The sequence below is a fragment of the Thiobaca trueperi genome (assembly GCF_004342175.1).
GTDB classification, from domain to species: domain Bacteria; phylum Pseudomonadota; class Gammaproteobacteria; order Chromatiales; family Chromatiaceae; genus Thiobaca; species Thiobaca trueperi.
In genome coordinates, this window is the sequence record NZ_SMAO01000001.1 from 647,771 (window position 1) to 661,053 (window position 13,283).

General features: G+C 59.0%; 11 protein-coding genes. 4 read left to right on the plus strand and 7 right to left on the minus strand.

Annotation, left to right across the window (positions count from 1 at the left end; translation table 11 throughout):
- Positions 1-17 precede the first annotated feature (17 nt).
- From EDC35_RS02935 to nifE, 7 genes are all read right to left on the minus strand, one after another.
- Positions 18-497 (minus strand): NifB/NifX family molybdenum-iron cluster-binding protein, encoded by a 480-nt coding sequence (locus tag EDC35_RS02935; RefSeq protein WP_132975523.1) that lies wholly within the window; start codon positions 495-497, stop codon positions 18-20.
- Positions 498-615: 118 nt separating this feature from the next.
- Positions 616-2,037 carry a V-containing nitrogenase subunit beta gene (gene vnfK, locus EDC35_RS02940; protein WP_132975525.1) on the minus strand — a complete coding sequence of 474 codons (1,422 nt, stop codon included), beginning with the start codon at positions 2,035-2,037 and terminating at the stop codon, positions 616-618.
- Positions 2,038-2,085: 48 nt separating this feature from the next.
- Positions 2,086-2,439, minus strand: a complete 354-nt coding sequence (gene vnfG / locus EDC35_RS02945; RefSeq protein ID WP_132975527.1) for a V-containing nitrogenase subunit delta — start codon at positions 2,437-2,439, stop codon at positions 2,086-2,088.
- The gene (vnfD, locus tag EDC35_RS02950) at positions 2,439-3,866 is read right to left on the minus strand and encodes a nitrogenase vanadium-iron protein, alpha chain (RefSeq protein WP_132975529.1); all 1,428 of its coding nucleotides are present in this window, start codon (positions 3,864-3,866) and stop codon (positions 2,439-2,441) included. The genes vnfG and vnfD overlap by 1 nt, the downstream gene beginning before the upstream one ends.
- 870 nt (positions 3,867-4,736) lie before the next feature.
- The gene (locus tag EDC35_RS02955) at positions 4,737-5,468 is read right to left on the minus strand and encodes a NifB/NifX family molybdenum-iron cluster-binding protein (protein WP_132975531.1); all 732 of its coding nucleotides are present in this window, start codon (positions 5,466-5,468) and stop codon (positions 4,737-4,739) included.
- Positions 5,469-5,516: 48 nt separating this feature from the next.
- Complete coding sequence (locus tag EDC35_RS02960; protein ID WP_207896063.1) at positions 5,517-6,155, minus strand: NifB/NifX family molybdenum-iron cluster-binding protein; 639 nt, start codon at positions 6,153-6,155, stop codon at positions 5,517-5,519.
- Positions 6,156-6,171: 16 nt separating this feature from the next.
- Positions 6,172-8,973 carry a nitrogenase iron-molybdenum cofactor biosynthesis protein NifE gene (nifE, locus tag EDC35_RS18965; protein ID WP_132975533.1) on the minus strand — a complete coding sequence of 934 codons (2,802 nt, stop codon included), beginning with the start codon at positions 8,971-8,973 and terminating at the stop codon, positions 6,172-6,174.
- Positions 8,974-9,779: 806 nt separating this feature from the next.
- On the opposite strand from nifE, the gene EDC35_RS02970 reads away from it, so the two are divergent.
- The 4 genes from EDC35_RS02970 to rsgA all read left to right on the plus strand — a co-directional run bounded on the left by EDC35_RS02970 (position 9,780) and on the right by rsgA (position 13,233).
- Complete coding sequence (locus EDC35_RS02970; protein ID WP_132975535.1) at positions 9,780-11,465, plus strand: ATP-dependent nuclease; 1,686 nt, start codon at positions 9,780-9,782, stop codon at positions 11,463-11,465.
- A gap of 119 nt (positions 11,466-11,584) precedes the next feature.
- Positions 11,585-11,857 carry a BrnT family toxin gene (locus EDC35_RS02975; protein WP_132975537.1) on the plus strand — a complete coding sequence of 91 codons (273 nt, stop codon included), beginning with the start codon at positions 11,585-11,587 and terminating at the stop codon, positions 11,855-11,857.
- On the plus strand, positions 11,844-12,071 hold the full coding sequence (locus EDC35_RS02980; protein ID WP_132975538.1) for a hypothetical protein: 228 nt from the start codon (positions 11,844-11,846) through the stop codon (positions 12,069-12,071). Before EDC35_RS02975 ends, EDC35_RS02980 begins: the two co-directional genes overlap by 14 nt.
- 88 nt (positions 12,072-12,159) lie before the next feature.
- Positions 12,160-13,233 carry a ribosome small subunit-dependent GTPase A gene (gene rsgA, locus EDC35_RS02985; RefSeq protein ID WP_132975539.1) on the plus strand — a complete coding sequence of 358 codons (1,074 nt, stop codon included), beginning with the start codon at positions 12,160-12,162 and terminating at the stop codon, positions 13,231-13,233.
- Positions 13,234-13,283 lie beyond the last annotated feature (50 nt).

A 13,283-nucleotide genomic window follows, 5' to 3' on the forward strand; every position in this document is an offset into this window, starting at 1 on the left:
CACATCACCATCGCGATTCACAGCCAGGACGCCGCCGTGACCTCCAGCGGCGGTTCGATCCCCAGCGCCCGACGCAGCCACAGCGGCGGACGGCTGATCAGCCGCTGGACGTAGAGGATGACCTCCGGAATCTCGCGCGCCTGTTCGAGCTTGACCGGAAAGGCACCGAGATTCTTGACATTGACGGCGTGCAGGTCGCTCAGACCCTTGCTGAACAGCAGGGCGCAGCCGCGCACGGCCTCAAGGCGTTCCTGGATCAGTTCGCTGCTGGCCCCGTTGCTGGGATCGCTCATCGAACAGCCCTGCCCCCCGCCCGGACCCCGTGTCGCCGCACCAGAGATGGTCGCGCTGCGCCGGAACTGCACGCAATCGACGAACTCGGCGGAATCTGCGGAGATGTCGTAGATGACGAGTTGTTTCGCCGAGGCAAAATGACCGTTCGCCTGCAAGAGGTCGTTGGTGGCGATGGCGATCTGAATATGGCCGGGCTGCGGCATGGGTTTCTCCTTGAGATGCGTGAACAAGTCATCAGCAGGCAGTCGTCAGTCACGACCGTCCCTCCGACTGAGGCCAGGGACGGTCGGCGCCGCGCGGGCGCCGACCGTCTTCTCGCGATCACCAGGTGTTGAGGATCCACTCCCGATCGTGCGTGTATTCCATGTGCGCGAACAGGGTGTTGGCGATGGTCTCGGCCAGTTCCATGGCGCCGCGGTAGCCGATGGTCGGCTTGCGGTAGAGACCGGCGCGGTCGAAGGTCGGGAAACCGACGCGCACCATGGGGATCTTGGCGTCGATGGCGATGTAGCGTCCTTTCGAGTGTCCCATGATGAGGTCGTACTTGACCGGCCCCTCCTTCACCCGCTTCTCCAGCTCCCACAGATCGGCGTTGTGGATGATCTCGATGTCGAAATGCGCCTGTTTCTTCAGCTCGGCGATCCGCGGATCCTTCTTGTACTTGCTGCCCTGATCGTCACCGATCAGCAGCAGCGCCGGCTCAAGCTCCACTTCCATGCAGAACTGCGCCAGCCCCAGCACCATGTCCGGATGACCGTAGATGGCGACCTTCTTGTTGGCGAAGAACATGTGCGCCAGGTCGGCCAGTGCATCGAGCGCGATGCCGCGCTCGCGCACCAGCGACTCGGGGATCGGCTTGCCGGTGACCTCGGAGAGCTTGCGCAGCATGTCGTCGGTGTTCTTGATGCCGTAGGGTGCGTTGACCAGGTGGTGCGGCACCTCGAAGTTATCGCGCAGATACTCGCTGGCGCCGGCCCCTTCGTACTTGGCGAGCGCGAAAGAGGCGGTGGCGTTGGCGGTGTTCTGCAAGTCCTCGACCGTGGTGCGGCCATAGGTCTCGATCGCCTTGTTGGGCAGCATCGGCGAGTCGAAATCCTCGATGTCCATGAGGAAGTTGGCCGCGACATCCATCTCGGCGAAATAGTGCTTGAGCTCCGCCAGGTCGCCCGGGTTGATCCAGCCGGTGAAGACGTTCATCCTGCCGGTGGGCTCGCCCTTCTTCGCCATGGTCTTGACGATGGACTTCACCGCCTCGGCATAGCCGGTGACGTGACTGCCCTTGAAGCTCGGGGTGTGCACCGGGATGAGATGGATCTCACGCCCCGGCAGTTCGGCTTCGAGCTGCTTGTAGCACTTCTTGATGGTGCCCTCGACGTCATCGCCGATGACCTCGGTCGAGCAGGTGGTGATGATGGGGATGACGCGCAGGTGCGGATAGCGTTTGGCCAGCACCATCACGCCTTCCTGGATGCGGTTGTGCCCGCCGAACACCGCCGAGTCCTCGTGCAGCGAGGTCGAGGCGATATCGAAGTTCTCCTTGAAATGCTGGGCGAACAGCAGGCGGACGAACATGGTGCAGCCCTGACCGCCGTGGACCAGCGGGATGCAGTCCTCGATGCCGATCCCAGCATACTGCGCGCCAGCGGGCTGGCAGTCGTACATGGGGTTGATGACACCGGCCCGTTCACGCGGAGCGAGCTTGACTTCATGCGGCCGTGGGGCCGCCACTTCACAAGCAGACATGGGATTCTCCTGACGCGCCAGCGGACTCGTCCGCTGGCCGGGCGTCGATCAATAGAGGTGATGGTTGAGCTCGCGGTTCTTCGAGCGGGTGATGACGTTCTCGACCAGCCGTCCCTTCAGGTCGTCCATCATCTGGCGGACCTCTTCCTCGCCGGCCTCGTCGAGCCAGGGGAAGCGCTCGCGCACATCCGCGACCAGAATCTTGGCGTCGGCGTAGAAGAGGCTCTCCATCGGCGTCGAGCGGGCCGGATCCTTACCGCTCAGCAGGCGTGACGCCTGGTCCAGCACCCCGTCGATGTTCTCCTGACGGTCCCAGGAGCGGGAGAAGAACTGCCACAGACAGCGCTCCTCGATGTAGCCGTAGAGATCATCGACCTTGTCGTCCAATGCATGGTTCTTCATCAGGCGGCCTCCCGCAGACGCTCGGGCATGACGAGCGGCAATGGATCCCGGATGTCCTGGGCGGCCAGGAAGCGGATCGGGTTGTAGGTAGCGTTGTAGATGTCGCGGGCCATGTTCACGAAGCCCTCGAAGCCCATGTAGGGACCGTTGTGATAGCCGTGGCCGTTGATATAGGGGATGTGCATCTTCTTGATCAGCTCGCCGACGCGCGGGCCGGTGAAGATGACGTCCGGTTTGACGTGCTGGAGGACCTCGAAGAATTCGAGTTCGTTGGCGTCGTCGATGTAGTAGGTGCCATCACGACCGCGGGCGACGACCTTCTCGAAGTCCTCCTCGTGACCGAACTTGGATGACATGGCGACCACCTCGATGCCCATGTCGTCCTCGACCGACTTGGTCCAGTGCCACAGACGCGGGCCGCCGGTCCAGATCGCCATCTTCTTGCCCTTCAGACGCTCCTTGTACCAGTCCATCTGCGGCTTCCACTTGGCGTATTCCTCGGCGATCAGCTGCTCACCACGCTCCTCGATGCCGAAGAAGGCGCAGACCTTCCGAATCCCCTCGGCCATGTAGTTGAAGCCCCAGGTATCGATGTCCAGACGCGGGACGCCGTATTTCTTCTTCAGCTCGTTGGCGATGTAGCCGGCGGAGCGGGCACAGTTGACGACACTGAGCTTGGCCTGGTGCATGCAGCGCAGGTCGTCATAGGTGCCATTGCCGGTGAAGTGCGAGATGACCTGGATGCCGAGACGGTCCCAGTACTGCTGCAACAGGAAGGTGTCACCCTGGATGTTGTAGTCACCGATGAAGTTGATGGTGTACTCGCTGGTGATCTCCTTCTCGGCCGTGCCGACCTTCTCATTGATCCAGCCGATGTTGAGGACGTGATGACCCTTGGACTGGGAGACACCGGAGAAACCGGGGCACTCGACGGTGAAGATGTCGACGTCCGGGCGCTCCTTCATCACCTGCCTGACCACGGCTCGCACGTCGTCGCCGATGAGCGCCGTCGGGCAGGTGGTATAGACGATCATGCGCTTGATCTCGGGCATCTCATCGAAGGCTTCGTGAATGCTCTGGGCCAGACGCTTCTCGCCGCCGAAGACGATATGGTTCTCCTTCATATCGGTCGACCAGACGTACTTCATATTGAAGTGCCCGTTGTCCGTCGGATAGCGTTTGGTATGCCAGGTGTCATACGCGCAGCCGATCGGACCATGGATCATCTGGATGGTGTCTTTCAGGACACCGCCGATGACGAGCTTGGCGCCGCAGAAGGCGCAACCGCGTTCGGAGAGCGTACCGGGAATGGTGGGTACATTCGCGATCGGCAGACATTCGCGCGCATCGTCATCCGGTGCTTTCAGATAGATGTGTCGCTGCCGTTCGGGAATATCCTTATCGCATTCGAGCAAGACCATTGGCATGGCGTTTTCCTCTGGCAATGCCTCCGCCATTCGGAGGCTGGGTGAATGAATCACCTAGATCGGGCTAGGCTGACATCAATAGAGCAGCATGCATGCCATCTTTCAGGACGAATCGGAAAAACGACATGGCGTCCGCAAGCGCCATAATAAAACAAATTAAAAACAGATACTTGAGAGACCGGCCCCGACGGACTGCCCACCCGCACGCCGAGCGATTCCGCAGAAATAGGACGATCGATTTCACCATGGCTCGCCGAATGCCCGATGTCGCTCTGGGTGTCCGTACCTGAGGGTACCAATACCTTCTCAACGTTCCTGTCTGTACGATCCGAATCGAATTGATCACGGGCGAATCAAATCTTTTTTTGGCGTCGATCATCGTTCCGACCACTCGGCAATCCCAGAACGATCAGCGATGATCAAGGCACCTTTTTGGTATGGCGCTGGCGAATCATTCGCTCCTGTTAAACCGCGCCCGATCACATGGTCGTCGATGCTGCCAGGATCGATCCGACCCAAAAACATCACATACCGCACCGGGTGCGGTTTAATCATTTCAAGACAATACGTATCAAGGGACCGCTTGCGGATGGAGTGCGGCTCAATCGGAAAATTGGGGGGAGAAGGCGGGATAATGTCGGGAAGGGGTCCGACGCCATGGTCAGTGGCGCCGGTTTGACGAGGATGAACTAAACCGCGTCAACGCCGGGGCTGGTCAATCGATGTAATACCCCCCCACAAGGGGAAGGGGGTCCGTTCAAACCAGGCTTGAGCATCTCCCCCTCCCCTGGCGGGAGGGGGCCGGGGGGAGGGGGGTTGAACGGTGACGCCGGATTGACATTAAACAGCGCCTACCAGACTGGACGCGGTTCAGGCGAATGAGACGCTCGATCTCGCCGTCCGGGACACTGAAGCGGGTACCCGTACCGCAGATCCAGTCAATTCGAGCCCCATGATCTTGGCCAACCAGGGCGGCGGGCTGTTGCGCAGTACCCGCCGCAGATCGTCGATCGCCTCCGGCGCCGTGGCAGGTAGCAGATCGGTGACAGGATAGACATCCAGATGGACGAGCTGCGCGACGGAACGGATGCCGATGGACCGAGCGAGAAGCACCTGGCAGTCCTGAATGAGCGCCGTCCGCCAGACCAGACGTTTGGCGACTCCCTTTTCGCCGGCAGTGCCGCGCACATCGATCAGCCGACTCTCCTGGCGCGAGACCTGGTAGATCAGGAAGCGCGCGCAGTCGCCGAAATCGCCGTCCAGCGACAGCCCTTCGTTGGAGGCGACCGCGATCCGGATCGAGCCGGGCAGATCGCCTTCGCGATAGGGCGACACTGGCGGAATCGCCGGATCGATGATGTCCACACCGGCACGATCCTGCAAATAGAGGATGGCCTGATCAAGCGCCTTCGCCTGCTGCGCGGCGAACACGCCCTGCCCGGCGGCATGCAGTTGCGCAACGGTCAGACGCTTCAGCTTCTGATCCGTCAATGGCAGTTTGAGTGCGCGGATGAGCACCGGCATGAGCTGCGCCGGGGCGATCCTGAGCGTGCGGGCGGCCAGACCGATGCGCAGGGCCAGTTGGGGTGAGAGTGCCGACATGCTGAAATCCTCGTCGATCAGAATGGATATGGAATCCCGCTCGATCCGTCAGTAAGGATCAATCCGGACCTGTTCGTCCGAGTACGACGGGATCGACGCCTGCGACGGGAGCGAGTTGGCGACCGCGCGGCCAATGGCCTGCTCGACCCAGGCGACCCCGCCGTGATGCATCGCCGCATTGACCCGATTGAGCAGATCCTCAATGGCATGCCCCGGCTCGACGATGATGGGTTGGATATTGGCCGCCATCAGACGCTTCACCGAGGAGGCGCCAATGGAAGCGGCATAGACGGCGGCGCAGCCTTTGAGGAATTCGAGCTTGGCGACCACCTTGTCTTCGGGCGGACGATCCGACGGCAGCCCGGCCTCCTCCAGGCTTGGCGCATAGGGCTCTTTGCCGAGTCTCGCCAGTTTGGTGAAGACGCTCGCACGGTTGCGGAAGACACGCCAGTAAAGCGTCCGCATAAAGGGCACCCGGCGCAGCAGATCGGTGATGTCGCGGGTCCGCTGCTCCTCGGGAAGATCGATCAGACGATTCTCCCCTTTCATCTCGACCTTGGTGAATTCGCCCACGCCGACCAAATCGGCCCGATTGCGGGCGATGTCGAACACCACCAGACGCTCGGCGGCGCCGAAATGCATATCGACGTGTTCATTATCGGTGGACGCGAAGGCAACCCGAATCATGCTGTTTTCCTCGAAATCAGTTGGTCAGCGCGCCGAGCGTCTCGCACTCGCGCGGCGTGCCCTGCCAGTAAATGGAACGATAGGGCGGGATCAGCCGGTACTGCGCCGCCAGCAGGTTGGCCAGCTCGAAGACGGTCTGACGGCTTCCCCGATAACCAACCCACTGGCGCAGATGCGCCCCCGCCTGGTCATAAATCGGGAATCCGGCCCGCAGCAACTGCACCCCGAGACGCCCGGCGATATCGACCCCGTGCGAGTTGGTCACCAGCACCTGGGCCTCGCCCTGCCGGGCCTGATGTTCCGCGTCCTCCAGATCGCCGATGATGATCTGACCCAGCGGCAGTTGCTCCAGGAGATCGGATCGGGCGGTGGTCACGGCCGCCACGGTCTCCATCCCCAGATCGGCAAAGAAGCGGCTGAAGGCGCCAAGCAGATCGGGATCGGCGGCGACGGCCATGCGCGCCCCGCCAAGCTGGAACTGACAATCAACCATGGCGTCGAGCAACTGACTGCGCTGACGCTCGATGATCTGAGGCACGGCGGTATTGGCGATCTGGGCCAGGATCTGGGTGAAGTCATCGCAGGCATCCAGCCCCATGAGGCTGTCGAAACGATGATCCGGCACGCCGGTGCGCGCCTTCAGCAGATCGGCGGCACGGTTCAGCGAAGCACCGATCACCAGGGTCGCAGCGGATTCGCCCAGCCCCGCGATCTGTTGCCGGCTGACGCCGCCGTAGGTCAGGGTCGAATAGCCTTCATCGATCAGATGGCCGTCCAGCGAGTCGCCGATGTCCGGCACCACCACGGCGTGCAGCCCGAAGGCGCCGATCCATTCTTTGATCGCCTCGATATCGCCGGGGGTGATCATCGACCCGACCAGCACGTTCACCTGGCGGAGACATCGCACCTTGCCGTGCGGGTCGTCCGGGACCAGGTGCCGGACGATGGCCTCGACCGCCTGCGCAAAACCGGTCTCCAGACAGCCCAGTGCATCGCTCGCGCTGACCGGAACCACGGCGGTTTCCGCATACTGCGGATGCGTCTGGCGGAACGCCTTGATGGTGCGCGGGATGTCCGCGCCCTGGGTCTCGGAGAGCCCGGTCGTGATGAGCCCGATGACCTCGGGACGGTTCGTCTCGCAGATGGTCTGCAAGGCTTCCACGACATTGTCGTCAGCGCCCATCACGGTCACGACCTGATCCATCGCCGTGGTCTGGAGCGGGATCGGCTCGTTGAAGTGGCGCATGAAGAAGAGCTTGTTGAACGAGGTGCAACCGCGCCCCCCATGCTCCAGCGGCATGGCGCGGGCGATGCCGAGAAAAGGCAGCGACGCGCCCACCGGCTGGCTGACCTTGAGCGGATTGACTGACAGCGGCTTGCTCGACTGAACGAGGGCAGGCACAGGGCGTGGGGGCATGGCGATGACCTTGGTTGGACGCGGGGCGGTGAGCCAGGGCGGCAGGTCGCGCACCTGCCGCCACACCGGGTTGTGGATGGCGATGACCAGATTGCGCGCCAGTTCCAGCATGCCCCGATAACCGGCATAGCCGACATGGCGCACATGGTCGATGTCGAGGAAAGGCAGGCGCGATTTGAGCGTCGGGTAAATGTAGCGGTCGCCCGCAACCATGATGTCGGCCCGGCACTCGTGGAAGGCACTGAGCAGGGCGAGCTGATCGTTGTCGGCGATCATGCGCGCCTCCGGCCCCATGAGGGTGAGGATGCGCGCCTTGTCTTCCTCGGTGGATTTCTCGGTGCCGGTGGCGACCACTTCCATCCCCAGATCCTGCATGGCCGAGACGATCGACCAGGATTTGTAACCGCCGGTGAAGATGAAGGCGCGTTTGCCCGCGAGCCGTTGGCGCAGGGGCGCAAGCTGCTCACGGATGCGGGCCTCCTCACGGGCGATCAGCGCCTCGGTCCGCCGGCTGAGATCCGGATCGTCGAGCAGACGCGCAAACCCGCGCAACGCCTCGGAGGTCTCCTGCACCCCGTAGAAACTGCCCTCGAAGAAGGGGGTGCCATGGTCCTGCTGCAAATGGCGCGCGACCGCGAGCATGGCCTTGGAACAGACGACCATGCTGGCCTCTGCCCGGTGCATGGTCTGGATCTCCCGAAATCGCGCATCGCCCGACAGGGTGCAGAGGATGCGCAGCCCCAGCTCGTCGAACAGTGGGGCCACGTTCCAGAACTCGCCGCCGACATTCCATTCGCCGATCAGATTGATGTCGTGAATGCGGAGACCGGGACGCCGGGCGGACACCGGCGCCGAATCCGGCTCGCGGGTGCCGATGACGTGCTTGAGCAGGACATCCCCGGCGATGCGGTTGCCGAGATTCTTGTTGCCGTAGAAGCCGGCGCAATCGACCGGAATCACCGGCACCCCCCAGCGTTCGGTCGCCGCCCTGGCGACTGCCGGAACGTCATCGCCGTTCAGGGCCGGGACGCAGGTGGTATAGACGAAGACCGCCGCTGGACGATGGGTCTCGATCGCCTGACGGATGGCGAAGAAGAGCCGCTTCTCGCCGCGCCCCATGATGACATCCAGCTCCGAGAGATCGGTGGTCATGCCGACCCGGAAGAGACGGGCGCCGCTGGAGCGCGAACCGCGATTGTCCCAGGATGAGCCGGCGCAGCCGATCGGACCATGCACCAGATGCGCGGCATCGGCGATGGGGACCAGGGCATTGCGCGCCCCATCAAAGGCACAGCCGCCCTGGGTCGCACCCGGCTTCGCCCGCGCGCAACCCGACTTGTTCTTGTGGTTGTGCGCACAGGCCGGTTCGTCCTGGAGGGCGGTAATCTCGCTGGCATTCATTCGATGTCTCCCGATGAGCGATCGCTGCTCGGGAGCGATAGAGCAAACCTGGTGCCAGTCGGGTTGCGACGATGGGGAAACGGCTCGACCGCCGACCTGAATCCCGAATGAATTCAATCCGATCAGGCGGCTGAAGGCGCCAGTCATGAATCCGATCGATCCGCCCTGCCCTTCGCGCATACCGACCCGAACCGCGCCAGCCGTACCGATCAGAACGATTCCCCCGGTCAACGGACATTTCCGAGCGATCAACGAATCGGCATAACCGACGCCATTCTGGAAACGCCACCTTGTCATCCGCCGTTGGGAGTCCGAGAATCCGGCTGACTGTTGAGGGACCATCACCCTGTCCAGCAAGCCCATGTAGATACCGTCTATCCGCGTTACTGCCGTGACTTACGCTTTATTCGACGCCAAGGCCGCACGGCGCGGGATTTGGGAGAAGGCAGGGGAATAGCAGAGGCCGTGGATGTAGCGACAGGAGCAACGGTGAGTAAAGGCGCAATCCGGCCCGGCAAACGTCCACGTTTAGGCTGGATTTCTGGCGAAGGCAGGGAGTATATTCCCCGCTGCCATACAGGCTTTAATAGCGCAGAACGTGTTGCCGAGAACGGCAGACAAAGGTGGCGGCGGATGGACAGTGTTGGTTGCCGGGATCCTGAACAGGGCGGCTTGAAGCGAAATACGAAAAGGGGATTAGGAGATTAGAGGTTTAGATGGATCGCCGTCTAGCACCTGAGAATCCTAATGCAGTCTAAATACACTATTATGCTTACCACGGGTCGCGGCAGTATCTAAGGAAAAACATGAAACTAAGAAGGCTTAAAATTTCTAATTTTCGTAGTATCGAATTACTTGTTGTCGAGTTCCCTTCGTTTTATACCGCTATCAGCGGCAAGAACAACTCGGGAAAATCTAACCTATTAAAGGCTATTAAAGTTCTATTCCAGCAGGAACCTCGCTACAGGTACCGTCTACGCGAAGAGGAAATCAGCTTTTCTCAGCATTTCCCTGCTTGGAAAGGAAAGAACACCTCCGAGACAATCAAGTTTTCGGCAACACTTATAATCGAGAAGGCGCTGGACACAAGCGTCTTCAAGCTTATTGAGGAATTCTTTAAATTTGAAGATGGCAGAGCATTAGTAGAACTTGAAGTATCAGCCGAGTATCTCCGCGATAAGGACCAAGCAGAATTTGTCGTTCAGTATGGCGATATGCAACTTGACTCATTTAAGTCGCGCACAGTAATTAAATCAATTCGCTCATCAGGAGCATTTCAATTTTATAACTCTACTGAACCTGATGATCCATTTTTTTCGCATCCTCAACTTACCGATCTATTAGGTGAGCTATCGAAGGCGGATCGAGATCAGTTGGTGAAAGATCGCGACCGTCTTTCAAGAACTGTATCGGGTTTTGCAAAAAAGCATCAAAAAGACATCTCTGAGCTTCTTGGACGTTTGGAGGAAAAATACACGGTAGGCCTTTCGGCCCCCCAACTGGATATTGATTTCCTTCCAATCAACATTACTCTAGGCGACAAGAAAATAGATGTCTCTCTAGATGAATGGGGAAGTGGTACTCGTAACCGAACTAACATCTTGCTTACATTATTTAAAGCCAAGAGATTAAGTGAGTCACAGGAGGACGATACAAAGATTACGCCAATTATAGTAATCGAAGAGCCTGAGAGTTTCTTGCATCCTTCCGCACAAGCTGAGTTTGGGAGACTAATACAGGATTTATGCGACGAGTTTCAAGTACAAGTCTTGGTCGCAACGCATAGTCCATATTTCTTAAGTCAGCAACGCCCCGAAAGTAATGTGCTTCTATGTAGGGAATCTGAGTCCGGCCACCCACGGTATACAGAACGCCTACCAGTTAACGGTGATAACTGGATGGAACCGTTTGCATTAAATCTTGGGCTGTCAAATCCCGAGTTCGAACCATGGAGAGATCTGTTCTTTTCTCGTACCAATAAGATATTGCTTGTCGAAGGAGAAATAGATAAAGAATATTTCGAGATGCTTCGCGACGAAAATCATGGCCCGAACAAATTATGCTTTGATGGAGAGATATTCGCGTTCGGAGGTACGGGCAATATTGATAACGGCGTGTTGTTGCGATTCATAAAAGGCAAATATCATCGGTTCTTCGTTACTTATGATCTTGATGCGGATGCCAAGCTATCTAAATTACTTCAAAGTTTAGGAATGGAACGCGCCAAGCATTACTATCCAATTGGAATACAGGGCGGCGGGCGCAACAAAATTGAGGGCCTACTTCCAGAGAGCGTCAGAAATGTCGTTTTTGGACAAAATGGCGATCTAGTACAGCAGGTTATAGGCGGAGCGAATGATGAGGCAAAGTCAGCGAAGCAGCGACTTAAGCGCCTGTTGCTCGATGAGTTCGTCAAACAAGCGAAACCTGGCCTTGAGTATTTTTCCGAATTCTACAAAGTCGTGAAAGTTATCAATAAAGCAATGATTTAAAAAACACACACCTCAAGCCGACCCCATACTGCGCACGTCGCTTAGTGTATTCCTTCAGCCTCATTGCAGCGCATTACGGTTCGGCGTTAGGCAAAAAATAAGCCTCAGAGTCCATCGACGTGAAACTTGACTGGGATGCAAAGAAGGCCGCTTCAAACGTCCGAAAGCACAGCGTCTCGTTTGAAGAAGCCGGCACTGTTTTCGGGGATCCGATGGCGCTCACGTTTGATGATCCAGATCACTCAACAGGTGAAATGCGTTTTTTGACGTTCGGGGTGACGAGAACTCATAAGTTCGTGATCGTGTCTTACACTGAAAGGCAAGGCGTCACCCGAATCATTAGCGCCCGCAAGATGAGCAAGCAAGAAAGAGATATTTATGAAAAAGACTGAATCTAGCGGTGACGAAATGCGTTCGGAGTACAAGCGCGAGGATTTAGGAGTTGGCGTGCGTGGCAAACATTATCGATCCTACATGGAGTCACATAATCTCGTCCTGCTAAGGCCTGAAGTGGCCGAAGCTTTTCCATCAGAGGAAGCCGTGAACGAGGCGCTATTGTCTCTTATTAGGATAGCAAAAGCATCAACAAGCCTAACAGGCGGTTAAAGAGCAAACCCCGCCGACACGGCAACGCACAATCCTCTCGCATCCATGCCGGGTTTCAAATTCAAGTCGCTGTTTATAGCGAAAAACAATGAGCGATCAGCACCCTGAACTGCATGAACTGGGCTGGAGCGACTGGTTCGAGCACAGGGCGGAATGCAAGCCGGGTGAAACCATCGCCCGCGTTGCCGCCGTGGATCGCGATCAGTTATTGCTCGTGGACCAGAACGGCCATTTCCGGGCGAAACTGGCCGGCAGCTATCTGTACCGCCATCCGTTCTCCCACGAATTGCCGTGCGTGGGCGATTGGGTGTGTCTGGACAGACAGCCGGGCGACGATTTCGGGGTGGTTCACGCGATCCTGGAGCGCCGGACCTCGCTGCGCAGAAAGTCAGCCGGGAACGCCACCGACGATCAGATGATCGCGGCGAATCTGGACAGGGTCGTGATCGTCCAGTCCTGTCATGTGGATTTCAATCCGAAGCGGTTGGAACGCTATCTGGTGATGGTCATGGATGGCGGGGCCGACCCCTGCATTCTGCTCACCAAGACCGATCTGGTGGAGCCTGCCGTGCTCGCCGCGCAACTGGCCGAAATCGATTCGATTGGGCTCATGGCGCCGGTCCTGACCTTGAGCAACGTCACGCGGGATGGTCTGGATGCACTCAAGCGGTTGCTGGCGCCTGGAAAGACCTATTGCTTCGTCGGCTCGTCGGGGGTTGGCAAGAGCACCCTGATCAATCGTCTGATCGACCGTGAGCGGCTGGAGACCGGGACGGTCAGCGGCACGGGCGAAGGACGGCATACGACCGTGCGCCGTGAGCTGATCCGTCTCGACGGCGGCGCGCTGGTGATCGACAACCCTGGGATGCGCGAATTCGGCATCGTCGGCGCGGACAGCGGCATCGCGAGTCGTTATGCCGACATCACCGACCTTTCATCCAACTGCCGTTATCGCGACTGCACCCATACCGGCGAGCCGGGTTGCGCCGTGCTCGGGGCGGTGAATGCCGGCGACCTCAGCCGTGAACAGGTTGCAAGCTACCTGAAACTCAGCGGAGAGTCCGACTTCCACCAACTGTCCCATGCCGAAAAAAGAAAGAAGGATCGGGATTTCGGTCGCTACATCAAATCGGTCAAAACGGACCTGAAGAATCGTCATTAAACCGCGCCAGTGCACCATGCGATGTGTTGGGTTGGATCGCTCCCGGCAGC